Raw genomic sequence first — 22901 nt, 5'->3', positions numbered from 1 at the left:
ATAGTAAAAAGCCCGGTATGGCTAACCGGGCTTTTTTATGGGCGCAGAGACAAGTCAGACCGGCCATTGCTCCAATCGATAGGCGGAGTCCCAGAACATCCATTCCAGTTGCGCCGCACGTGTATAGGCATCGTGCATGGCCTTGCGTGTTTCATTGCTGGCGACGGCGGCAACGCGATCGACGGTAGCAATGACGGCGCGTACGGCTTCATGGAATTCATCACCGGCATAGGTATCGATCCACGATTGATACGGATTGTTCTTGGCAGCGCGGCCGATGATGTCACGTCCGATTTCGGCATAGATCCAGAAGCAGGGCAGCAGACCGGCCAGTACCACCGGATACGAGGCACCCCATGCAGTTGACATCAGAAAGCTGGTGTAATGATGCGTTGCAGGCGACAGCGGCGTCGCTGCGAATACCTCCGGTGTAACCTTGAACTGCTCCATGAAATCCTTGTGCAGGCTGCGTTCGACCACGATCGCAGTTTGCGCGCCGATGGCAAACTGGACGATTTCGTCCGGCGTGTCGGCTTTTGCCGATGCCACTGCGAGGGCGCGACCGAAAGCGATCAGGTAATGCGCATCCTGAATCATGTAATGGCGAAAACGTTCTTCGCTCAAAGTGCCTGCAGCAAGCTCGGTATTGAATGGCATGGTGCGGGTTGCCTCGAACAGGGCAGCGTTCTTTTTCCAGATGTCAGCGGTAAAGGACATGTTTCCTCGCGATGATGGGCCGCGTTGTACGTCATGCGGCATGGTGAAAATAAATGGTCAGTCGTAGCGCGCTGGCGTATACACGTGATCGAAGAACTCGCGCTCCAGTTTGACGGCACGTGCAAACAGATCGGCGCTGCGTTGCTGACCGGCGGCATCCTGCGTCGGGCCCGTGCGATCCAGCTCCGTACGCAACCAGTTGACGAAATCGGTGAAGCCTTCGTTGTTGTGCAAGGTTATCCATTCGGCATGGATGAACTTGGGCGGCAATTCAGCCTGCAGGCGTTCTGCCCAGCTCAGATACAGCCATTCAGCCACGACCAGTACGGACAGGCACAGCGGATAGTTCTGCGTCTCTGCCGCTTCTTTCATCAGATCTTGAAAGGCGCGTGTCGGCGCAGTCAGCGCAGGCTGTGTGCGGTGACGTTCAGCAACGCCCAGATGATCGAAGGAGCGGATGAAATAGGTGGCTTCATCGCTTGTGATCATTGCGGCAAAACGGGCCAGACGTACGCGCGAAGAGAAGCGATCGGCACTTGCGATGGCCGCGCCAAGCAGGGCCACAAAACGATCGATGAACTGATAATCCTGAACCAGATAGTGAATCAATACCTCATCGGCAACCGAGCCGTTGAACAGTTCATCGATGAAGCGATGCTGGATGGCGGCATCCCAGTTGGCGCGATTGTTTTCACGCAGCCAGTCGGTAAAACGCAGTGACGCATCGGATCGTTGTGCAAAGGTAGTTTCGCTCATGGCATCCTTGAAAGTACAGGCGCACGCAGGCGCTGATGGTGGGCAAAGACAGCAATATAGGGAAGAAACCGGATTGAAGTCTTGACCTCTGCCAATTCTTCTTAAAAAAGGGCGTAGTCCCTACTCGGACAAGGGTGGATACTTTTGCGCGTTCAATACCATCTTGTCGGCAATCGCCTGATTGAGATCCACCTCAAGCACGGATGCCAGACGCACGAGATACAAGGCCACGTCGGCAAGCTCTTGTCGTACATGCTCGGCAGTCTCGGCCTGCCGCGCGACCTGCCAGGATTCTTCCTCTGTACGCCATTGAAAGATTTCCACCAGTTCACCCACTTCTCCCGTCAGCGCCATGGCAAGATTCTTTGGCGAATGAAACTGGTGCCAGTTGCGGGCAGTTGCAAAGTCATCCAGAGCGGTTTCCAGTGCGGTGGTATCAATCAGTTTGGGTGTCATGGTGTGGCATCAAGAAAGACGAAGGTCTCACATGATACGTCACGCGCAAACGCTGCCTTTTGCTGCATGGCATGCACGCGCTACAGTCTCTCCTACATGCATCGGTGAGGTTTGCCTATTGGGCGAGGTGTGCTGCGATGCTATCGTCAAATGTCATCCACACAAGGAGATCGCTATGTCACAGCACAAAGAAGAGAAGACACACGCATCCAACCCACCCGGCAATCCAAAATTGAGAGGCCATGAAGCGGAGCAGGAGCATCAGCGCCAAAAGGAAATGGCGCATGCAGTGGCAAACCAGTCTAGTCAGACCGATCACATCAGCCAGCACACCTTGCCGATCAAGCAGCCCAACAAGGCAACCAATAACAATTGATCTCGCGTTTCTGCATCGAAGCCGGTTTGGTGCAATGACAAAGCCCGCATTTTCGGGCTTTGTCATTTGTAATGAAATGTTTTGAACGTGCTTTTATCTTGCGCATATATGTAGCTAAGTGACATCCACAGTTTACGCTTCTTTCTCGCTTCACCTATAGTCTGCCTCAACAAAAGCTTCACGTTTCTTTAACGAAATCAGGAGCTGGCAGGCTCGGACAGCGTGTCCGGGAGAATCAACATCTATCATCTCCAAGGAAATAAATATGGGTAAGTCGTTGTTTGTCGCATTTGCATTTGCCATGACGCTGGCTGGCTGTGGTTCGGAGACCGAAGCACCGAACACACCGCTGACGGCAGAAGAAGAGGCAGCAAAAGCAGAACGTATTCGCAAGGCAAACGCCGCTGCAGAATCGCAACTGGGTCACTGATCCGACCATTCTGCAAAACGTTGTGCATTAAAAAACCGCCTTGCAAGGCGGTTTTTTAACGTCGCTAGAAAAGAGATTGTGGCTTACTGAATGATGCGGACCAGATCGACATCGATTTCCGGGCTTTCCAGAAAATCCTTTTCGACTTCACCGTGCAGTTCGACCTTGGTCTTTTCGCTGACGGGCAGGCCGCGCAAATGCTTGTCATCGATATCAACACGGATCTCGCCCGTGCCATCGGAGAACATGTATTTTTCCTTGGCGATCTGGCGTGTCAGATAACCGCGCAGGATGACCTGCTGATCGTCCACAGGATTTTTCAGAATGGCTGCGACGCTATTTTGCGTGACGCGCGCGCTTGGGCCTGTGTATTGCGCCTGCGCAGGCGTGAGTACGGCGAGAGATAGCGCGCTGGCAGCCATGATTGCCGCGATGTTCGCTTTGTGAAGCATATCTACCTCCTTTTACGAATGAACCATGATTGTAGCCTGCTTGCTTGCATCATTGCGCACCGTGTTTTTTCAGGCGGCGCGCCGCAGTACTTTTGCCAGATCGGATAACTGATACGGCTTGTTGATGAAGTGGAATTGTTCGCCGTTCTGCGATTGCGCTTGCAGAGCAGGTCGTGCATAACCTGATGCCAGCACGATTCTGATGTGCGGATGACGTTCTCGCACCCAGTGCGCCAGCTGAATGCCGTCCATGCCATCCGGCATCATCACATCGCTGAACAGGATGTTGATATCGGTGCGTGCCGTCAGCAGGTCAATGGCTTGCTCCGCACTTGTCGCCGTATAGACTTCATATCCAATTGCGCGGAACAGTTCGGCACCCAGCATCAGCAAGTCTTCCTGATCTTCCACGATCAGGACTTTTTCCAAACCGTCACTGGCAAGCGCCTCAGCAGGATCATCGTTGTGTGTAATCGGCAGGTACAGCAGAATCGAGGTCCCTTCATCCATCTTGCTGAGGATGCGCACATCGCCCCCGGACTGCGTGATGAAGCCGTAAACCTGGCTCAGACCGAGACCGGTTCCCTTGTTGATTCCCTTGGTGGTAAAGAATGGTTCGAGTGCGCGTTCGCGGACTGCGTCGGGCATGCCGCATCCGTTGTCGTCGACACGGATCACGCTATAGGTCGCGGCAGGCAGATTGCCGATCTCGTTCTGCTTCAGTTCGGTCGTGCCGGTCGAGATGTGCAACTTGCCGCCGTCAGGCATCGCGTCCGATGCATTGACCACCAGGTTCAACAAAGCGGTTTGCAACTGGCCGGGATCGATCTGTACCATCGCCGGATCGGACGACAGGGCAATGTCAAACTCGACTGAAGAGCGACAGGCGCTACGCAAGACGGATTCAAAACGGGTGATGACGTCATTGATCAGACAGGCTTCGGTCTTGAGCGGTTGCTGCCGCGCGAAGGACAAGAGTTGCTGTGTCAGGCCCGCGCCACGTTCGACGGCGCGGCGCATGCTGTCCAGCACGCGCGCATCCTGATTCGAGCGCAATTGCAGCGACAGCATGTCAATCCCGCTCGACAGAACGCCGAGTAAATTGTTGAAGTCATGTGCCACGCCGCCGGTCAGCTGGCCCAGTGCTTCCATCTTTTGAGATTGAAGCAACGCGGTATTGGCTCTTTGCAGTTCTTCTTCGGCGGCACGTTTTTCGGTGATGTCGCGCGTGACCTTGGCAAAACCGACCAGCTGGCCGAGTTCGTCACGAATGGCATCGATCACGATATTCGCCATGAATTGCGAGCCATCCTTGCGTACGCGCAGACCCTCGTGCTCGTGCCGTCCCTTGGAAGCGGCAATTGCCAGCGTCTTGGCTGGCAAACCGCGAATCTGATCTTCGTGCGTGTAGAAATGCGAAAAATGGGTGCCGACAATCTCGCTGGCGCTGTAGCCTTTGATACGTTGTGCGCCGGAATTCCAGTTGGTGACGACGCCGTTTGCATCCAGCATGTAGATCGCATAATCGGTCACGCCCTGTACCAGCAGGCGGAACTGCTGTTCGCTTTGCTGCAAGGCTTGTTGTGTCAGCTTGCGTTCCGTCACATCCCGCGTGACCTTGGCAAAACCGAGCAAAATGCCCTTTTCCGAGCGAATCGGGTCAATGATCACGTTGGCCCAGAAGCGGGAGCCATCCTTGCGTACACGCCAGCCTTCGGTCTCAAAGCGTCCTTCGCGTTCTGCGGTCAGCAACGAGCGTGCCGGAATGCCGGCAGCACGGTCATCTTCCGTATAAAAATTGGAAAAGTGCTTGCCGATGATCTCTTCCGCGCGATACCCCTTGAAGCGTTGCGCACCTGTGTTCCAGCTATTGACGTAACCTTCGACAGTCAGCATGTAGATCGCATAGTCCGTGACGCTGTCCACCAGAAGGCGGAAGCGGTCCGATTCGGCAATGTGGGAAAGACCGGCGTTATCCATGACAGCAATAGTTGAAAGAGGGAAATACAGTCTGGTGATTCTAGCCTGATTGCATGTCGGAAAGCTGTTTCAGCGGGTTAAATTGACAATTCAGGCGCAAAGACGATGAACAACTCGTGTCCAATTTGGTCGCATCAGAACAGGACGCCGAACGGTGCACACTATGTTCTGTGCAATAATTCCAACCATTCGCTGCAGCATGGCCTGCCGTTGTTGCTCTAACCCAGTATTCGCAAGAGATGACCGAAAAAATCGAACAGCCCCTTGTTGATGCGACGACATGTGACAAGGAACCGATCCACATTCCTGGCAGCATTCAGCCCTATGGTTTTCTTCTGGTCATCGCGCCAGAAGACCAGGTCATTACGCACGCCAGCGATAATGTCGACGCGCATCTCGGTTTTTCCGCGGAACAGGTAATTGGGCGTTCACTGACAGAGGTATTTGCGGACGAAGGCGGCACATGGCTACGGCATGCGCTTGCCAACCACACGGTAGAAGCCAAGCCCATTTATCTAGGTACCTTGCGTCTGGCTCACGGCGCGTATGACGTGCTGGCGCATCATGCGCAACAGGTTTTGATTCTCGAATTTGAATTTGCGGCTGAGGTGGCACCGGATTTCCGTTTCTTTCATCCGATTGTCACGCGATTTGTCAGTGAGGTGACCTCGGCGCAAACGATACGCGCCATGAGTGACATTGCCGTGCGCGAGATCAAGAAGATCACCGGCTTCGGACGTGTGCTTTTGTACCGTTTCGATCATCACCAGCACGGCGAAGTCTTGTCCGAAGCGCGGGATGATGGCTATCACACCTATCTCAATCAGCACTTTCCGGCGTCGGACATTCCGCAGCAGGCAAGAGCGCTGTATGTCTCCAATCTGGTACGTCTGATTGCAGATGCGGATTATCAGCCCGCTTATCTGGTGCCGCAGACCCCGGCATCGGGTGAGCCGGTCAATCTAAGCCAGGCAACGTTGCGCAGTGTCTCGCCTGTGCATATCCAGTACATGAAAAACATGGGCACGTGTGCCTCCATGTCGATTTCAATCGTGATTCGGGGCAAGTTATGGGGCATGATTTCTTGCCACGATCATGCGCCGCGTCGTGTGGCGTTCGAAATCCGGGCTGTGTGCGAGCAGCTCGGGCAGATTCTGGCGCTGCATTTCGACGCTGCATTTCGACGCTGCAGAAGAGCGCAAAGAGTTTAATCATCGACTGCAGTTGCGAGGTAGGCTCGTCTCCATGCTCGCGACCCTAAGTCAGTCGGGGGATTTTTCCGGCAATATGTCGAGGGTCGCGAGTGATTTGCTGGAGTTTGCCAATGCATCGGGCGCAGCCTTGGTTCAAGGTAGTTACATTTCGGTATTTGGAAAAACGCCCGAAGTGCAAAAAATCAGCGAGCTGGTGACGTGGCTGGAGCGTAAGGCGTTTGATGATATTTACCACACAGACTCCCTGAGCAAAGAGTTCGCGCCGGCAGTCGAATATAAAGACGTCGCGAGTGGAGTGCTCGCGGTGTCAATTTCACAGATTCACAAGCATTACCTGATCTGGTTCCGTCCGGAAGTGGTGCAGACCATCGACTGGGCAGGTAATCCCTATGCCAAGATGCGCGCTGCAAGCATGTCGGAGACGCTTTCTCCGCGCCGCAGCTTTGAAGTCTGGAGCGAAACCGTGCAGGCGACTTCCAGGCTCTGGCGCCCGAGTGAAATTGAAACGGTTCTGGAATTTCGCACGGCCATTCTTGGTATCGTGTTGCAGCGCGCCGAGGAAATGGCGGAGATGGCGGAGCATCTCGGTCGCGTGAATAAGGAGTTGGAATCGTTCTCCTATTCGGTATCGCATGATTTGCGTTCACCGTTGAGACATATCGCTGGTTTCGCGGACTTGCTGCTGGAAATGGAGAGCGATGCGTTGAGCGAGCGTGGCGTCAGCTTCATTGGCAAGATCAAGAGTTCGGCCCATTTCGCCGGGAAGTTGGTTGACGATCTGCTGAGTTTTTCGCAGATGGGACGATCTGCGTTGACGCTGTCCAGTGTGGATATGAACGAATTGGTCGATGCCTGTATCGAGCGGTTTTCCAATGAAGTGGGTGGTCGTAAAATCACGTGGAATATTGCGCCATTGCCTGTTGTGACAGGTGACGCCACATTCTTGAATCTCGCGCTGTACAATCTGCTGTCAAATGCGGTGAAGTACTCCCGCAATCGCGACGAATCGATTATTGAGGTGTTTTCCGAAGAAACTACATCAGCGTATGTCTTTCATATACGGGACAATGGCGTGGGTTTCGACAAGAATTACGTGCACAAGCTGTTTGGTGTGTTTCAGCGACTGCACAGGATGGAAGAGTTTGAGGGGACCGGGATCGGTCTGGCTAACGTCAAACGGATTATTGAACGACATGGGGGCGCGGTATGGGCCGACAGCACCTTGAACGAAGGCTCGGTTTTCTCGTTCTCGCTCCCGAAACAAGTGCAAGTCGAAGAGGAATGACGCATGTTAAAGCCCATCTTATTGGTCGAAGACAATCCAAATGATCTGGAGCTGACGCTGGTCGCTTTGGAGAAAAGCAAACTGGCCAATGATGTGATCGTGATCCGCGACGGCGGCGAAGCGTTGCAGTATCTGAACGGAACGGACGATTATAAAGATCGTCCTGCCGGCAATCCGGCCGTCATTCTGCTGGACCTGAAACTGCCGAAGGTGGATGGTCTGGAGGTACTGCGACACGTACGCGAATCGCCGGTTCTCAAAAGCATTCCGGTTGTCATGTTGACCTCATCCAAGGAAGAGCAGGATCTGGTGCGCAGTTACGAACTCGGGGTCAATGCCTATGTCGTGAAGCCTGTGGACTTTCAGGAATTCATCAAGGCAATCTCGGATCTCGGTATTTTCTGGGCGGTGCTCAACGAGCCGCCGCCAGGTTCCGTGCGCACGCATCGTCGCGCATGACCCTCGCCGTCCGTTACCGCAACGGGTGCCAGGATGGCCCTTAGCGGTTATCCAGAAGCTTTCTGATTTTCGTCGCCAGATCCTGCACATCGTAAGGTTTGGAAAGCAGTCGGATATGCGACTGGTTTTTCCATTCGGACAGGATGTCAGGACGTACATATCCGGATGTAAACAGTACGGCCAAGTCCGGCCGCAAGGCCTGTGCCGCTGCAACGAAGTCCACACTCCGCATGTTGCCTGGCATGATAACGTCGGTGAAAATCAGATCGATGTCCGGATTCTTTTTCACGGTTTCCAGAGCATCCTCACCATTGTGTGATTCCACGACGCGATAACCCAGCGAGCGCAGCAATTCTCCCGTTGCCTGACGCACGTCTTCTTCGTCATCGACTACCAGAATGGATTCGGCCCCGTTGACATCTTGCGGGATTTCTTCCTTGGGTGCCGGCGCAGATGCAGTCTGCGCACGCGGTAGATAGATATGGACGGTTGTACCGACGTCGAGTGTACTTTCGATCTCGATGTGTCCCTTGCTCTGTTTGACGAAACCGTAGGCCATGCTCAGGCCAAGCCCACTGCCCTGACCATCAGGTTTGGTTGTGAAGAAGGGTTCGAATACGCGCTGTGCCACCGCGTCTGTCATGCCGCAGCCGCTATCCTGCACAGAGATGTGGACATAATCGCCGTCAATGACGTCGGCATGGACCAGATGCATATTGCTGGCCGCAATGCGGATGGTGCCGCCGTTCGGCATGGCATCCCGTGCATTGATTGCCAGATTGAACAGCACGTTTTCCAGCTTGGCCGGATCGACCAGAACGTTCCAGAGGTCTGCAGCAATATCGACTTCGATCGGCGTGGTCAGCCCGATGCCATGGCGTAGCAGCTGCATCACATCGTCGCAAAGCTTGCCGATCGATGTGACTTTGGGTTGCAAGGGCTGTCGACGTGCAAAGGACAGCAGTTGCGAAGAGAGTTTTGCACCGCGACTGACGCCGCCCAGGGCAACCTCGATCCGCTTTTGCGCCTGCTCGTCATTCTTGAGTTGCAGCTTCAGCAGACTGAGGGAACCGTTGATGATCTGCAGCACATTGTTGAAGTCATGCGAGATCCCGCCGGTCAGATTGCCCAGCGCTTCCATCTTCTGTGCTTGCAGCAGAGCAGAGCGGCTTAACTCGAGTTCCTGCGTCCTTGCCAGCAGATCAGCCTGACTTTGCTCCAGTGCAGAAAATGCATTGTCACGCTCGCGAAAGGCACGATAGGCGCGTGAGTGATAGCGGATACGTGCAATCAGCTCGCGCTTGTCCGGCCATTTAACCAGATAGTCATTGGCACCCAGCGCAAATCCCTTGGCTTTCAGGGCAGGGTCGTCTTCCGACGACAGCATGACGATAGGGAGGTGTTGCAGGGCAGGGCAGCTACGGAACTGGCGAATGACATCAAAGCCATCGATCAGCGGCATGCGCAGATCAACCAATACGATGGTCGGATCATAGATCTGCGCCTTTTCAAACGCAGTACGCGCATCGTGATCGGCTTTGAATTCGATATCTTCCTCGGATGCCAGCATGAGCTGAACGATCTCGGCACCGAGCGTTTCGTCGTCGATCAGAAAGACTTTGTATTGTTCTTTTTCTTCAGGCATCAAAACAGAGCAAGAGAGAGATGATAGATAAGACTCTGTCTATAGAGAAAGATTCAATACAGGGCCGTATCAGGGAGGTGACAATATAGCATTCCTCGATTTTGCTGTGAGTGCGTTCGTCTGGTCTACACCCTGTTATTCATTGCATACGGGCGCAAATATGGATAAGACCTGTGACCAGCGGGGATCAGGCTTGGTTTGGATTTCTTGGGGAAACAATCGGAAATCGAAGGGAAGACAGATTTCCAGAGGAAGGGAATGCTGGGGTGGCTGATGGGACTCGAACCCACGACGACAGGAATCACAATCCTGGACTCTACCAACTGAGCTACAGCCACCGTCGTTTTCCTGCGAGGCAGGAAAGCTGAGCATTGTACAAGAACGCCACGACTCTGGCAAATCATTCTGACGACAGTTTTTACGCCTCGCCGGACTTGAGGGCGGTAACCGTCGCCGGCTTGCCGAGCAGCTTGTCGAATGCGTACTGGAGCGCAGCAGCGTCACCCGTGGTATAGGCATCGATCTTGCCGGGATCGCCAACCAGACGCTGTACGCCCTTTTGCTGGAGCAGACGTTCCAGCTGGCGCGCGACCGCTTCGCCAGTGTCGATGATGGTGACGGGATTTGCACTTTCACGCTTGGCAATCGCATCGATCAACGGTTCAACAAACGGATAGTGCGTGCAGCCCAGTGCGATGGTGTCGGCGCCGCCTTTGAGCAGCGGCATGACGTAACCTTCGACCATGGCTACGGTTTCCGGTGAATCCAGATCGCCTTTTTCGATCTGATCGACCAGCCCAGCGCAAGCCTGCGCCAGAATTTCGATGCCGGTCGTTTCCGTGATGCGCTCGCACAAGGTCCTGAAGCGCGTGCTGGCAATGGTGCTGGCCGTGGCCAGAACGCCAGCCTTGCCGGTGCTGCTGAAGACGGCTGCGGGTTTGACGCCGGGCTCAACACCCACCACGATCAGATCCGGACATTGCTTGCGCAGCGTGTCAATTGCCGCGGCGGTGGCGGTATTGCAGGCAACGACAATCGCCTTGACGCTCTTGGTACGCATGAAGGCGGCAATTGCCAGCACACGCGTCGTGATTTCTTCATCGCTCTTCCCGCCATACGGTGCATGGCCGGAATCGGCAAAACAAACAATGTGATCGGAGGGCAGTAGCGTCGTCACGTGCTTGAGCACCGAGAGGGCGCCAATGCCGGAATCAAAAATGCCGATGGGTGCTTCGGCGGCAACAGGATCGGGAAAAGCGGAAAAAGCCATCAGGCAAACGTTCTCTGTAAATGTCGTTGTGTTATGGACGGCGGTGTCGTCGGGTGCGCTAGTAGAGCGTGCAGACCATCACGCCGTCAAGCGGTCGTTAAGGTATCCAGACGGATTTTCTCGATCTTGGCTTTCCACTCCTGCGGGCCGGTCGTATGCACGGAGGTGCCGGAAGAATCCACCGCCACTGTTACCGGCATGTCCTTGACCTCGAATTCATAGATCGCTTCCATGCCCAGATCGGCAAAGCCCAGCACCTTGGCACTCTTGATGGCTTTGGATACGAGATACGCGGCGCCGCCGACTGCCATCAGATAGGCCGACTGATGCTTGCGGATGGCTTCAATCGCGACCGGACCGCGTTCGGATTTGCCGATCATGGAGATCAGGCCGGTCTGCGACAGCATCATCTCGGTAAATTTATCCATGCGCGTCGCCGTGGTCGGACCGGCGGGGCCGACGACTTCGTCGCGTACCGGATCGACCGGGCCGACGTAATAGATCACGCGATTGGTAAAGTCCACCGGCAATTTTTCACCTTTTGCCAGCATGTCCTGAATGCGCTTGTGCGCGGCATCGCGGCCAGTCAGCATCTTGCCGTTCAGCAGCAAAGTCTGGCCCGGCTTCCACGAGGCGACTTCTTCCTTGGTCAGCGTATCGAGATTCACGCGTTTGGACTTCTCGGTATCCGGTGCCCAGCTCACGTCCGGCCAGTCGGAAATCGACGGCGGATCGATGTACGCAGGGCCGGAGCCATCGAGCACAAAGTGTGCGTGACGGGTTGCGGCGCAGTTTGGAATCATGGCAACCGGTTTGGAAGCCGCATGTGTTGGATACATTGCGATCTTCACGTCCAGCACGGTGGTCAAACCGCCCAGACCTTGTGCGCCGATGCCGAGCGCATTGATCTTGTCGCACAGTTCGATACGCAATTCTTCGGTCTTGTTTTGCGGGCCGCGTTGCTTGAGTTCGTACATGTCGATGTCTTCCATCAACGATTGTTTCGCGATCAGCATGGCGCGTTCTGCCGAACCACCGATACCGATGCCGAGCATACCCGGTGGGCACCAGCCAGCGCCCATTTGCGGTACTGTTTGCAGTACCCAATCCACGAGTGAGTCGGATGGGTTCAACATCACAAACTTGGTTTTGTTTTCCGAGCCGCCGCCTTTGGCCGCTACCTGAATATCTACCGTATCGCCAGGTACCAATTCCATATGCACGACGGCAGGTGTGTTGTCCTTGGTATTTTTGCGCTCAAAGTGTGGGTCGGCCACGATGGATGCACGCAGCGTGTTATCCGGATGGTTGTACGCGCGGCGCACGCCTTCGTTGATCGCATCGGTGATCGAGCGCTCGCCAAAGCCTTCAAAGCGCACGTTCATGCCGATCTTCAGGAAGACGTTGACGATGCCGGTGTCCTGACAGATCGGGCGCTTGCCTTCGGCACACATGCGCGAATTGGTCAGGATCTGCGCAATCGCATCCTTGGCCGCCGGACTTTGCTCGGCTTCATACGCGCGCGCCAGATGCTGGATGTAATCCTGTGGATGGTAGTAGCTTATGTACTGCAGGGCAGCAGCAACGGATTCGATCAGGTCGTCTTGTTTGATGATGGTCATGGCAGTTTCGGCTAGAGTCAATCGGGTTGGTGGACGAACTTAAAGAACAGACACCCCTCAAGCTGCGAGGTGCGTTTGCAATACAAGGTGGTACTCAATTCCGGTAACGCTGGGCAGCGTGAGGTGTTTCTGTCTCGCTGATTGTTCTTGGCTTAGTTCTTGTCTTATTCAGTGATCCTGGCTGGTAATCGCATGTGTGTCGGCCATGATGCGATCGGCATAGGCAATCGCCATCGCAGAAACCAGAAACACGATATGAATGCCGGTTTGAGCATACAGCGTTTTTGCGTCATAGGCAGACGCGTTGATGAAGGTCTTGAGCAAATGGATCGACGAGATACCGATGATCGCCGTTGCCAGTTTGACCTTCAATACCGACGCATTCACATGCGACAGCCATTCCGGCTGATCGGGATGGCCTTCCAGATTCATGCGGGAGACAAAGGTTTCGTAACCGCCGACGATTACCATGATCAGCAGGTTGGAAATCATCACCACGTCGATCAGGCCCAGCACCACCAGCATGATCGTCGTTTCCGTCAGCTTGGCTGCAGGTTGCGCGCCGGGAACAGTGACGACTTCCAGAATGTGTTTGAGCGATTCTGCATTGCCAAAAATGGCACCGATCAGATCAGATAACTCTACCCAGAAGTGGTACACGTAGACGCATTGTGCGAGGATCAGACCCAGATACAATGGCAACTGCAACCAGCGTGTCATGAAGATGAAGTTGGCCAAAGGATGAATACGCTTTTTGGCGACAGTGTTGGTTGGCTGCGAAGACGGAGACATGAAAAAAATCGATGGAAATGAAAGCCGATATTTTACACGCGGGCTTTGCAAATTCAGTACGCGCAATGATGCAAAATATTGTTCTGAATACGGCGAAAAATGTGACAAAAACACGCGGCAATGCGTGATTTCACGCCAATTTTCGGAGTGGCCGTCAGCTTTGCGTAAGGTGGCAGTAAGCGTATAAGATTATCGTACGCACCAATTAAAAAATCCGTTACCGGAGGGGACTGTGTCCGACATCGAAAGCTTCAAGCAAGAGGAGCGGGTATTCAACCCGCCAAAAGAATTCATCAATAACGCCGCCATTAGTGGTATGGATGCCTATCGCGCACTGTGTGCCGAGGCGGAAGAAGACTACGAAGGCTTCTGGGCGCGTCTGGCGCAACAGAACATCCAGTGGACCAAACCATTCACCAAACGTCTAGACGAATCCAACGCGCCGTTTTACAAGTGGTTTGAAGATGGCGAACTCAACGTTTCTGCCAACTGTCTGGATCGTCACCTGACCAACGGCAATGCCGACAAGGTCGCGCTAATCTTTGAATCGGATGACGCCAAGGTCACCAAGATCACCTACCGCGAACTGTACGAGCGCGTCTGCAAGTTTGCCAACGGTCTCAAGTCGCTCGGTATCGAAAAGGGCGACCGCGTTGTCATCTACATGCCGATGTCGATCGACGGTATCGCCGCAATGCAGGCATGCGCACGTATCGGTGCCACGCACTCGGTCGTGTTCGGTGGCTTCTCCGCCAAATCGCTGCAGGAACGCATTATCGATGCAGGCGCGGTTGCCGTGCTGACTGCCGACTATCAAGTCCGTGGCGGTCGTCAGTTACCATTGAAAGCGATTGTCGATGAGGCACTGGCGCTCGGCGGTTGCGACACGATCCGCAAGGTCGTGGTTTACAAGCGCACCGGCGGCGATATCAATTTCGATCAAAACCGCGATATCTGGCTGCACGATCTGGTCGAGAAACAAGCGGCAGAATGCCCACCGGTCGCCATCGGCGCAGAGCATCCGCTGTTCATTCTGTACACCTCCGGCTCGACCGGCAAACCAAAAGGCGTGCAGCACTCGTCCGCCGGTTACCTGCTGTGGTCCATGCTCACGATGAAGTGGGTCTTCGACATCAAGCCGGACGACGTGTACTGGTGTACCGCCGATATCGGCTGGATCACCGGCCACACCTACGTCACCTATGGCCCATTGGCTTGCGGCGCAACGCAGATCGTCTTCGAAGGCGTGCCGACCTATCCGAACGCAGGTCGCTTCTGGGACATGGTGCAACGTCACAAAGTCACGATCTTCTACACCGCACCAACCGCGATTCGTTCGCTGATCAAGGCGGCCGATGCAGACAGCAATGTCCATCCAGGCAAATACGATCTCACCAGCCTGCGTTTGCTGGGTTCGGTCGGCGAACCGATCAATCCGGAAGCATGGATGTGGTACTACAAAAATATCGGTGGCGAGCGTTGCCCGATTGCCGATACCTTCTGGCAAACCGAAACCGGGGGCCACGTTATTTCGCCACTGCCGGGCGCCACGCCAATGGTGCCGGGTTCGTGTACGTTGCCGCTGCCGGGCATTACCGCAGCCATCGTCGATGATGCCGGTAAAGAACTGCCAAACGGCAAGGGCGGTTTGCTCGTCATCAAGCGCCCATGGCCATCGATGATCCGCACCATCTATAACGATCCAGAGCGCTTCAAAAAGAGCTACTTCCCGCCAGAACTGGGCGGCACCACGTATCTGGCTGGCGACGGCTCGATCCGTAACGAGCAAACAGGCTACTTCACCATCACCGGCCGTATCGATGACGTGCTCAACATCTCCGGCCACCGTATGGGTACGGCAGAGATCGAATCCGCACTGGTCGCCAACCCAATGGTGGCCGAGGCTGCGGTTGTCGGCAAGCCAGACCCAACCACGGGTGAGTCGATCTGCGCCTTCGTCGTACTCAAGCGTGCTCGTCCTGAAGATGGCGAAGCTGACAAGGTCGCCAAAGAACTGCGTGACTGGGTCGCCAAGGAAATCGGCCCCATCGCCAAGCCGAGAGAAATCCGCTTTGGCGACAATCTGCCCAAGACCCGTTCCGGCAAAATCATGCGCCGCCTGTTGCGCGTGATCGCCAAGGATGAAGAGATTACGCAAGACATTTCCACGCTGGAAAACCCGGCCATCCTCGAGCAGCTCAAGCACGCCAAGTAATTGATGCACTGATTAAAAGCCGTCGCAGACCAGTTTTGCGACGGCTTTTTTACATCCGGGCAAAACCAAAGGCATGAAAAGCGGCAATTAACTGCAAAGTTTTGCTATAATCAGCGGCTTCGCAAAAAGCACTCAGCGAACCGAATCAGGAGAGATGGATGAGTGGTTTAAGTCGCACGCCTGGAAAGCGTGTATAGGTTCATAGCCTATCGGGGGTTCGAATCCCCCTCTCTCCGCCAAGAACACAAAGCCCGCATATGCGGGCTTTTTTGTTTTGGCGGAGAGAAGCAGGCCAATAGTTTGGCCTGCGCGGGGGATTCGAAGGGATTCGCTTGCAAGCGAATTCGCGGCCTGCGGAACGTAGGCGAATCCCTCTTAAAATAACAAAATCCGCAATTGCGGATTTTGTTATCACTATGCTGCATTCGATGGTTCTTGATCAAAAGATATTTAAGCGACTTCGATTGCATCGTCGTCCGGTGCATTTTTGCGCCATTCGATATCTAGTGTTAAATCCATTGGCATTACGATTGGTTCCTCCGTTGGATTTATGCTGTTCCAATGATCTACATCGAATGAAAGTTGCAATCCATCGCCTACCATTTGCTCTCGTCGCTGAACAAATGATTTATGAGCGTGTTTACGCGGGGCTTCGTCGATGTCTACCCAAAATGCTCCCTGTTGAGAGCCGCCACTAATTGCCAAGTTTGCTCTATAGGGGCGTCCGGTAATAGCATCACGTCTAACTTCTTCACGCGCTGCTTCGGAAAATTGTTTTGCGAGCCTTTCCAAAGGTGTCTCTGGTTTTGGCATGGGCCAACCTTTTTTCATCGCAAATAAGGCAACGTCATGCATATCGATTTCTTTTTCACCTGTCTCTTCTCGATATAGGTGAATAATTCTTTGCATTTCTTGCTTTTTGGTAGTCATGATTGATTGCTCCTTTCTTAAAGGCCAACTGGAGCAATATCGCCCCATCCGTCAACAATGGCACTAGGTGCCACGATATTTCTCATTTTTACTAAATGGTTTCTAAAACGATCATACCTAGCCGTTTTTCGCTGGATTTGTCCTGCGACTAAACCAGGATGCACGTTGATAGTTCTTGCGAATCCGATCAGGTCTCGTTCGGCAAAGAATGGTGCTTTTCTAGAAATAAAACTGTCGAGTAGTTTTTGTGGAACACAAAACTCTGACGCAGCATCATTTGCTATACGTTCTTCTTCAGATACGTTATCGCCAGAACCAGCACGTTCACCTTCTAATTCATAATCGATGACGGGGGAGCCATTCTTTCCATGGCCTTGAAGTACATGTTCTAGTTCGTGTCTAAGTACAAACCAAAAATTATCGATGCGATCAAATCTCATAGTCATTGCTATGACTGGAGCTGTATCGTTCAACCAAAAACAAGCACCGTCAATTTTTGCGGACGTAAGAGTTTCAACTATTACAAATCTGATTCCAGATTCGGCGAGAATTCTAGGTACCTTTCTGGCTTCTTCCGCGGCTAGCAGCAACTCTTTCAATTTGAGTACAGCTTTGCGTCCATTAGCTTGAGAGTAGCGAGCTACAATCATCTCGCTTGCAATTTCTCTGGCACGGTGTAACCAGGCTAATTGAACTGGTGTGGCGGGTATTTCTGCATTAGATTTCTTTGCGGCGTGAGGCAACGATGTAATTTCATCTGCACTTTCCACATCAAAGAATTTCAATAAAGATTGTTCAACGGCTCTACTATCTTTTGCGTCAGAAGTGTCTAACCAGCCTCTACGAATCATTTCGGCAATTGGTAGTTCGCCAAATAATTTTGCTCTAGTTAGCATTCCAGGATCGGGTGTAACGGCCAATCTAGCTCTGGAAAGATCATGTTTCGCTTGTAATGCTAGAAATTGCTCTGCTGGAACGTCAAATAGCCCTTCAAGTGCTAAGGCAATTGTTGCGTCAAACGTGCGTTGATCTGAAACAAGTCTGGTAATGCCTGACTTATCAACGCCTAATACTGTAGCCAGCACTTGTTGGTTCCATCCTCTATCCTCCAGTAGCGTTAGTAGTAGCTGGCCCGGGGTGTGGTAATCGTTAATAAAGGATTTCATGGGTGGATATTATGCGAAGTTGCGAAGTTGCGCAACTTCGCAACTTATTAAATAAATCTATTTTAATTGTCAATCTGACATCTCTGTGCGTGGACGTAATTCATTAGTCAATACAGGTAACTCTCAACATCCCAGCTGATTCGATAACGTCTTGTTCTTTATCTGGAACTAATTACTCATCAAATGTGCCATGTTGTTTTGCCATTTGCATGCCATTGCTGTTCATATGTGAATCGTCAAACGTACATTAATGTACGGTTATGCTAACCTCGAGCCATTCCTCACAACGCGGAGAAGCAATTGGCTCGAGAAAAGATCGTCATCGTCGGCGGTGGTATCGCCGGTCTGGAAATTGCCAGTGCGCTAGGGCGCAAGTACAAACGCGGTGGGCAAGCCGCGCCAACCATCACTGTTCTTGATCGCGATTCGGCCCATGTCTGGAAGCCGATGCTGCATACGATTGCAGCAGGTACGCGTGATATCGCACAACAGCAAACAACCTTTCTGGCGCAGGCTCGTGACTGCGGTTTCTCTTACGAGCCTGGTGAACTCAATGGTTTGAATCGCACGCAGAAGCAGATTTCTCTCGCGGCATTGAAGGCAGCGGATGGTCGCTTGCTGATCCCCGAGCGCGTCGTGGCGTATGACCGTCTGATTCTGGCGGTGGGCAGTCAGGCCAATGACTTTGGTACGCCGGGCGTGAAAGAGCATTGCTACATGATCGATTCGCGCGTGCAGGCGGATGCGTTTAATCGTGAAGTGCGCTTGCGGATGTTTCAGTGCATGGGACTTGATCAGCAGTTGTCGATTGCGATTGTTGGTGGCGGTGCGACGGGCGTGGAACTGGCGGCAGAACTGATCCAGTTGACCGAAGTGGCAGAGAGTTACGGTGCGCATGGTTTGGCATCACGCATTCATATCACGCTGATCCAGAGCGGGCCGCGTTTGCTAGATGCCTTCCCCGAATCGATTTCTGAAGCGGTACGTGACAAGCTGCAAAAGCTGGGTGTGACGGTGCTGACCAATACGCGGGTGCAGTCGGCGGATGCCGATGGCTTGACGATTCAGGATGGCAGCCATATCGCGGCATCGATGCTGGTGTGGGCGGCTGGCGTGAAGGCGGCGGAAGTGATGAGTCAGCTGGACGGGCTGGAATGCACGCGCAACAATCAACTGGTGATCAATCCGTATCTGCAAACCACGCTCGATCCGGCGATCTATGCGGTGGGGGATTGCGCGAGTCTGATCCTGCCGAATTCTGCACGGCCTTTGCCGCCGACTGCGCAGGTGGCGCATCAGCAGGCGACGTATCTGATCAAGCATCTGCCTGATGTACTGGAGGGGAAGGCGGTGCCGCCATTTTCATACCGCAATCTGGGCGCACTGGTGTCGCTGGGTGAGTATGATGCGTATGCATCGCTCGGCCAGTTTGGTTTGTTCAAGGATGGTTTCATCCGTGGCAAATTGGCGCAGGCGAGTCATGCAATGCTGTATCGTAGTCATCAATCCAACTTGCATGGTTTTTGGCGCGGCAGTTTGTTGTGGCTGGTCGATCAGATCAACAAACAGGTGCGCCCATCCATTCGTCTTGACTGACAAATTATCCTGATGAAACGATCCGATGCCCTGATCAATCGCGAGGCTTTGCTGCGTGCGGCTTTTGATGTGTTTGCCGAGCGTGGCTTCGATGTGCCGCTGGAAGATATTGCCGCTGCGGCCAATGTCAGCCGTACCACGCTGTATCGCAACTTCAAGGACAAGCAGGCGCTGGGCATCGCGATTTTTGAAAGCAATCTGGTCGAGCTGGAAGCGATTGCAGCCGAGCTGCGTGACAAGCCGGATGGTTTAACGACGCTATTGAAAATGCTGGCGGAAGGCTGTGCACGCAGTGCGGGGCTGGCCGACGTACTGTGCGGCAATCCCTCGTGGGAGCCGCAACTGCAAGCCATGCGCGATCGCGTGACCAAGTTGATGCAGCCCTTGCTGGTCGCCGCCAAGCGGCACAAACAGGTACGCAGCGATCTGTCTGCAGACGATCTGGATTTGATGCTGGATCTGTTTGGCACCAGCAATCGCGGTACACAAGCCGAGCGTATGGATCATGCGCAACGCGTGCTGGACTTGCTGTACAAGGGCATCCGGCCCTGAGCGCATTTGGTCTGGCATTGCCGGGCAGCCTTCTTGTGCGTCATCGTGCTGCAATATTTAGGCGCTAGCATCGTGGGGAGATTGACGGTGGTTTGTCATGTCTGATCATCCCACCTTGCACGGAGCGCCCCATGTTCATCCCCAAGATATCGATTGAACGTCTCAGTCCCGGTTTGTACGGATGGCAGGTATCGTGTAGCGAAGAAGTGATGGATCGCGATGCAGGTGATACCAGCATCGCTGATTGTCTGGATCATGCTGTCGATGTGATCCCGCCGAATGTCGCGCTGGTCGAGATTGTGTATTGCGACGCGCATATGGCGACGATGCCGGTGAATGCGGTACGCGATAAGGCAATGGAAGTGGCAAGGCAGATCAAATCACTGCACAGTGCACTGGTGGAAACTGCCTAGTAGTGCATATCCATGCCGAGCATGTTGACAAGGGCGTAGGTGGCGATTCCCAGGCCCAGCAGCGTTACCATGAAGATGGCGGCGACCTTGCCGCCGGCGCGGATTACTGCACGCATCTCCTTGGCTTTTTCCGGCTCTTTGTTGCCTTGGTCGTAATGCCATTTGATGGCATAGAACATGCCGATCGCCAGCACGAGAAATTTGAACGTCACGAAGACGATAGGTACCCAATCCATGATGGGCTTATTCTAGAGCAGGCAAGTCGGAATCAATATTGGACATAAAGCCCTAGGACATATTGTCCTCAATGACTCGTTAAGTTTCCGTTTCATGGATATGAGGCTGGATTGAAAACGAAGACTGTTGAAAGCGAAGTCTGCGTTGAATGAAAAAGCCCCGAAATTCGGGGCTTTTTGGCTGGCACTTACTTACCTTGTATTTTTTCTCCGCCGCGCTCGACATCCTTGCCGAATCCCTTGACTGTATTGCAGGCCGAGAGGCTTGTGCCGAAGGCGACGACCAGCAACATTGCGAGTAATTTTTTCATGATTTTTCCTTTCGCATTGTGAGCACGCAGGTGTGCGATGTGATTATGCGACTGGCTGATTGCGCTTGCAATAGCCTTGTATGACAGGCGTTGTACGGCAATCGATTATTTGAATATTCATTAAAATCACGGGCAAAAAAATCCCGCCAGGATGGCTCGTGGCGGGCAATTTCAGGAGTATTTCTCGCGGACGTCAGGTGATCACGTCGGCGACTTTATTGTTATGCGGCATATGGCTGAATTGTGTTCAGTCGATGCCGGGGGCTGCGATGGCTGGCAGGGACGGCGCAGCCAGCACGTTCTTTTTCAGGCTGGACAGGCGTGAAGCCAGTCCGGCGCGCTGGCTGCTGACAGCCGGTACTTCCTGCTGCGCAGGTGCGGTTTTTCTGGTGATGGTGGTGACGCCGTCGATCTGAAAGACGCCCACGGTTTCTTCCAGCCTGCTGGCTTGTGATTGCAGGGAAGCCGCCGCTGCTGCAGCTTCTTCGACCAGCGCCGCGTTTTGTTGCGTCACATGATCCATCTGCGCGATGGCTTCGTTGATCTGTTCGATGCCGCTGCTTTGTTCCTGGCTGGCGGCCATGATGTCGGCCATGATGGTGGTGACGCGTTTGACGCTGTCGACTACTTCCGTCATGGTGCTGCCGGCTTCCTGCACCAGCTTGCTGCCGATATCGACCTTGCTGACCGAATCGTCGATGAGTGATTTGATTTCCTTGGCGGCGGTGGCGGAGCGATGTGCGAGCGAGCGTACTTCTGCTGCCACGACGGCAAAGCCGCGGCCTTCTTCACCGGCACGGGCGGCTTCCACCGCGGCGTTGAGCGCCAGAATATTGGTCTGGAAGGCGATGCCGTCGATGACGCTGATGATGTCGGTAATGCGTTGTGCCGAGGCGTTGATGTCGTTCATGGTGGCGACGACCTGATTGACGACCTCGCCGCCTTTGACCGCAATGCTGGAGGCATTGATGGACAGGTTGTTGGCTTCCCGTGCGTTGTCTGCGTTTTGTCTGACGGTCGAGGTCAGTTCTTCCATCGAGGATGCGGTTTCTTCCAGTGAGCTGGCTTGTTGCTCGGTGCGGGTAGAGAGATCGAGATTGCCGCTGGCAATCTGATTGGATGCCGAGGCGATGGCGCCGGTGCCGTCGCGCACCTGATCGACGATGCCGATCAGGCTGGCGTTCATATCCTTGAGTGCTTGCAGCAGCTGGCCGGTTTCATCCTGCGAATGCACTTGAATGTTGCTGGTCAGGTCGCCATTGGCAACGGTCTGTGCCACTTCGACCGCACGATGCAGCGGACGGGTAATGGCACGGCTGATGATCCAGCCGAGCAATGCACTGAAGACGAGCGCGATGGCTGCAGCAATCGAGACAACGAGGATGGACTGCATGGTGGCTTGTTCGGTCTCGGCCGCTTTGACATCGACATTTTTCTGGATCGTGGCGACCAGTGTGTTGATATCACTCACGATCTGACGACGTAGCGGGCTGCATTCCGTGACGAGGAATGTGCCGAAGGCTTCCATCTGATTGGCATTGCGGAACTGGCGTGGACGCTCGAGTTCCTTGGCCATGATTTGCAGGTTGGCGTAGACCTTGTCAAATTGCGCATCGCCCTTGAGCAGCGGCGCAACCTTGTTCAGTTCTTCGAGATAGACGGCTTTCTGTGCATCGAGAATATCAAGTTCGCGGTTTGCATCGACATCGTCCGTAAAGATATAGGCATTGCGCGCTGCCAGGCCGGTTTGCCCCAGAGCTTCGCGTGCGGTGTAGAGACGCTCCAGCTGTTGCACGCGGATTTCGTTCTGGCTGGAAATGACGTCGTCAATCTGGGTAATGCGGAGTAGCGAGAAGGAAGCGATGAGCAGAATGAACAAGGCCATCGCGCCGAATCCAAGGGCAAGTTTGGAGCCCACCTTCATGTTTGAGAACATTGTCGTTTCTCCCCGTGATGTCTGAGATAGTGGCTGGAAAAGAAGGGCGGTGCGGTTTTGTTCCGTCCCGTCGTTTCCGGAGGAAGCGATGT

23 protein-coding genes and 2 tRNA genes are annotated in these 22901 nt (G+C 53.9%); 10 read left to right on the top strand and 15 right to left on the bottom strand.

Annotated elements, in window-relative coordinates; genetic code table 11:
* Positions 1-54: 54 nt before the first annotated feature.
* The 3 genes from tenA to IEV29_RS06570 form a co-directional block, all read right to left on the bottom strand.
* On the bottom strand, positions 55-717 hold the full coding sequence (gene tenA / locus IEV29_RS06580; RefSeq protein ID WP_188380415.1) for a thiaminase II: 663 nt from the start codon (positions 715-717) through the stop codon (positions 55-57).
* Positions 718-774: 57 nt separating this feature from the next.
* Entirely contained in the window at positions 775-1473 is a 699-nt protein-coding gene (locus IEV29_RS06575) for a TenA family protein (RefSeq protein WP_188380414.1), read from the bottom strand.
* A gap of 120 nt (positions 1474-1593) precedes the next feature.
* A complete protein-coding gene (locus tag IEV29_RS06570; protein ID WP_188380413.1) occupies positions 1594-1929 on the bottom strand; it encodes a nucleotide pyrophosphohydrolase in 336 nt (111 codons plus the stop codon).
* Positions 1930-2104: 175 nt separating this feature from the next.
* On the opposite strand from IEV29_RS06570, the gene IEV29_RS06565 reads away from it, so the two are divergent.
* Both IEV29_RS06565 and IEV29_RS06560 read left to right on the top strand, forming a co-directional pair.
* The gene (locus IEV29_RS06565; protein ID WP_188380412.1) at positions 2105-2305 is read left to right on the top strand and encodes a hypothetical protein; all 201 of its coding nucleotides are present in this window, start codon (positions 2105-2107) and stop codon (positions 2303-2305) included.
* Positions 2306-2570: 265 nt separating this feature from the next.
* Positions 2571-2735 (top strand): hypothetical protein, encoded by a 165-nt coding sequence (locus IEV29_RS06560; protein WP_188380411.1) that lies wholly within the window; start codon positions 2571-2573, stop codon positions 2733-2735.
* Positions 2736-2818: 83 nt separating this feature from the next.
* Here IEV29_RS06560 and IEV29_RS06555 read toward each other — a convergent pair whose 3' ends face one another.
* On the bottom strand, positions 2819-3187 hold the full coding sequence (locus IEV29_RS06555; protein ID WP_188380410.1) for a NirD/YgiW/YdeI family stress tolerance protein: 369 nt from the start codon (positions 3185-3187) through the stop codon (positions 2819-2821).
* A gap of 69 nt (positions 3188-3256) precedes the next feature.
* Positions 3257-5167: a hybrid sensor histidine kinase/response regulator gene (locus IEV29_RS06550; RefSeq protein ID WP_188380409.1), complete on the bottom strand. Its 1911-nt coding sequence runs from the start codon at positions 5165-5167 to the stop codon at positions 3257-3259.
* A gap of 239 nt (positions 5168-5406) precedes the next feature.
* Between IEV29_RS06550 and IEV29_RS16150 the strand changes: the two genes are divergently transcribed.
* The 3 genes from IEV29_RS16150 to IEV29_RS06540 are packed head-to-tail and all read left to right on the top strand — an operon-like array spanning position 5407 to position 8125.
* Complete coding sequence (locus IEV29_RS16150; RefSeq protein WP_229726264.1) at positions 5407-6378, top strand: GAF domain-containing protein; 972 nt, start codon at positions 5407-5409, stop codon at positions 6376-6378.
* 34 nt (positions 6379-6412) lie between these two features.
* Entirely contained in the window at positions 6413-7666 is a 1254-nt protein-coding gene (locus tag IEV29_RS16145) for an ATP-binding protein (protein ID WP_229726263.1), read from the top strand.
* 3 nt (positions 7667-7669) lie between these two features.
* The gene (locus tag IEV29_RS06540) at positions 7670-8125 is read left to right on the top strand and encodes a response regulator (protein ID WP_188380408.1); all 456 of its coding nucleotides are present in this window, start codon (positions 7670-7672) and stop codon (positions 8123-8125) included.
* Positions 8126-8165: 40 nt separating this feature from the next.
* Here the strand turns inward: IEV29_RS06540 and IEV29_RS06535 are convergent, their stop codons facing one another.
* The 5 genes from IEV29_RS06535 to IEV29_RS06515 all read right to left on the bottom strand — a co-directional run bounded on the left by IEV29_RS06535 (position 8166) and on the right by IEV29_RS06515 (position 13454).
* A complete protein-coding gene (locus IEV29_RS06535; protein WP_188380407.1) occupies positions 8166-9770 on the bottom strand; it encodes a response regulator in 1605 nt (534 codons plus the stop codon).
* Between the two features lie 262 nt (positions 9771-10032).
* Positions 10033-10108 (bottom strand) — tRNA-His (locus IEV29_RS06530).
* Between the two features lie 80 nt (positions 10109-10188).
* Positions 10189-11040, bottom strand: coding sequence for a glutamate racemase (gene murI / locus IEV29_RS06525; RefSeq protein ID WP_188380406.1), 852 nt, complete (start codon positions 11038-11040; stop codon positions 10189-10191).
* An 86-nt stretch (positions 11041-11126) separates the two neighbouring features.
* Positions 11127-12662: a fumarate hydratase gene (locus tag IEV29_RS06520; RefSeq protein WP_188380405.1), complete on the bottom strand. Its 1536-nt coding sequence runs from the start codon at positions 12660-12662 to the stop codon at positions 11127-11129.
* Between the two features lie 168 nt (positions 12663-12830).
* Entirely contained in the window at positions 12831-13454 is a 624-nt protein-coding gene (locus tag IEV29_RS06515; protein WP_188380404.1) for a YqhA family protein, read from the bottom strand.
* Positions 13455-13686: 232 nt separating this feature from the next.
* On the opposite strand from IEV29_RS06515, the gene acs reads away from it, so the two are divergent.
* Both acs and IEV29_RS06505 read left to right on the top strand, forming a co-directional pair.
* Entirely contained in the window at positions 13687-15669 is a 1983-nt protein-coding gene (gene acs / locus IEV29_RS06510) for an acetate--CoA ligase (RefSeq protein WP_188380403.1), read from the top strand.
* Positions 15670-15817: 148 nt separating this feature from the next.
* Positions 15818-15908, top strand: a tRNA-Ser gene (locus IEV29_RS06505).
* 211 nt (positions 15909-16119) lie between these two features.
* On the opposite strand, the gene IEV29_RS06500 is transcribed toward IEV29_RS06505, so the two are convergent.
* Together IEV29_RS06500 and IEV29_RS06495 are read right to left on the bottom strand one after the other, a co-directional pair.
* On the bottom strand, positions 16120-16599 hold the full coding sequence (locus IEV29_RS06500; protein ID WP_188380402.1) for a hypothetical protein: 480 nt from the start codon (positions 16597-16599) through the stop codon (positions 16120-16122).
* A gap of 17 nt (positions 16600-16616) precedes the next feature.
* The gene (locus IEV29_RS06495; RefSeq protein WP_188380401.1) at positions 16617-17765 is read right to left on the bottom strand and encodes a helix-turn-helix domain-containing protein; all 1149 of its coding nucleotides are present in this window, start codon (positions 17763-17765) and stop codon (positions 16617-16619) included.
* A 300-nt stretch (positions 17766-18065) separates the two neighbouring features.
* On the opposite strand from IEV29_RS06495, the gene IEV29_RS06490 reads away from it, so the two are divergent.
* The 3 genes from IEV29_RS06490 (at position 18066) to IEV29_RS06480 (ending at position 20326) form a co-directional block, all read left to right on the top strand.
* Positions 18066-19361, top strand: coding sequence for an NAD(P)/FAD-dependent oxidoreductase (locus tag IEV29_RS06490; RefSeq protein ID WP_229726262.1), 1296 nt, complete (start codon positions 18066-18068; stop codon positions 19359-19361).
* A gap of 12 nt (positions 19362-19373) precedes the next feature.
* Positions 19374-19913: a TetR/AcrR family transcriptional regulator gene (locus tag IEV29_RS06485; protein WP_188380400.1), complete on the top strand. Its 540-nt coding sequence runs from the start codon at positions 19374-19376 to the stop codon at positions 19911-19913.
* 131 nt (positions 19914-20044) lie between these two features.
* Positions 20045-20326 (top strand): hypothetical protein, encoded by a 282-nt coding sequence (locus tag IEV29_RS06480; protein ID WP_188380399.1) that lies wholly within the window; start codon positions 20045-20047, stop codon positions 20324-20326.
* On the opposite strand, the gene IEV29_RS06475 is transcribed toward IEV29_RS06480, so the two are convergent.
* From IEV29_RS06475 to IEV29_RS06465, 3 genes are all read right to left on the bottom strand, one after another.
* Positions 20323-20562 (bottom strand): hypothetical protein, encoded by a 240-nt coding sequence (locus tag IEV29_RS06475; RefSeq protein ID WP_188380398.1) that lies wholly within the window; start codon positions 20560-20562, stop codon positions 20323-20325. The two genes, IEV29_RS06480 and IEV29_RS06475, sit on opposite strands and share 4 nt — an antisense overlap.
* Before the next feature lie 188 nt (positions 20563-20750).
* Positions 20751-20873 (bottom strand): entericidin A/B family lipoprotein, encoded by a 123-nt coding sequence (locus tag IEV29_RS06470; protein WP_188380397.1) that lies wholly within the window; start codon positions 20871-20873, stop codon positions 20751-20753.
* Between the two features lie 247 nt (positions 20874-21120).
* Positions 21121-22809: a methyl-accepting chemotaxis protein gene (locus IEV29_RS06465; RefSeq protein WP_188380396.1), complete on the bottom strand. Its 1689-nt coding sequence runs from the start codon at positions 22807-22809 to the stop codon at positions 21121-21123.
* Positions 22810-22901: the final 92 nt, after the last annotated feature.

Origin of the sequence: Oxalicibacterium faecigallinarum (assembly GCF_014635705.1) — a bacterium.
In the GTDB taxonomy this organism is placed as follows: Bacteria; Pseudomonadota; Gammaproteobacteria; order Burkholderiales; family Burkholderiaceae_D; genus Oxalicibacterium; species Oxalicibacterium faecigallinarum.
Note: the sequence above shows the minus strand (reverse complement) of the source record. Positions and strands in the feature narration are given on the sequence as shown.